This window comes from Mesorhizobium sp. M5C.F.Ca.ET.164.01.1.1, assembly GCF_004792125.1.
GTDB classification, from domain to species: Bacteria; Pseudomonadota; Alphaproteobacteria; order Rhizobiales; family Rhizobiaceae; genus Mesorhizobium; species Mesorhizobium wenxiniae.
Genome location: NZ_SRTG01000378.1, coordinates 1 through 321, shown reverse-complemented (window position 1 = coordinate 321; position 321 = coordinate 1). Strand labels below are relative to the sequence as shown.

The 321-nt window shown below is 64.5% G+C and carries 1 protein-coding gene; it reads right to left on the bottom strand.

All coding sequences use genetic code 11. From position 1 onward, the window contains the following. Positions 1-272, bottom strand: a 272-nt coding sequence (locus EN807_RS33885) for a carbonic anhydrase (protein ID WP_281405262.1), incomplete at its 3' end; no start/stop codon positions are given. Between the last annotated feature and the right edge of the window lie 49 nt (positions 273-321).

The window sequence follows — 321 nt, the reverse complement described above, 5'->3', positions numbered from 1 at the left end:
GCGAATTCGAGCGCGGCCGAGGTCGAATGGAACTCGCCGTCCGGCGCATAGGGGGGCACCAGATTGCCGACATTGCGCAGCACGAACAGCTCGCCCGGTCCGGCGTCGAAGATCGCCTCCGGGGCGGAGCGGGAGTCGCAGCAGGCGACGATCATCGTCTCGGGCGCCTGGCCTTCGCGCGCCAGCGAGCGATAGCGTCCGCTTTCGGCGGGGTAGCGGCCGTTCATGAAGTTGCGATAACCGGTCAGCAGATGCTCGGAGAGATGTGTCATGGGCGGCTTCTTTACCCTTTCCGGGTTGGAAGCTGCTGTGCAATTCAAT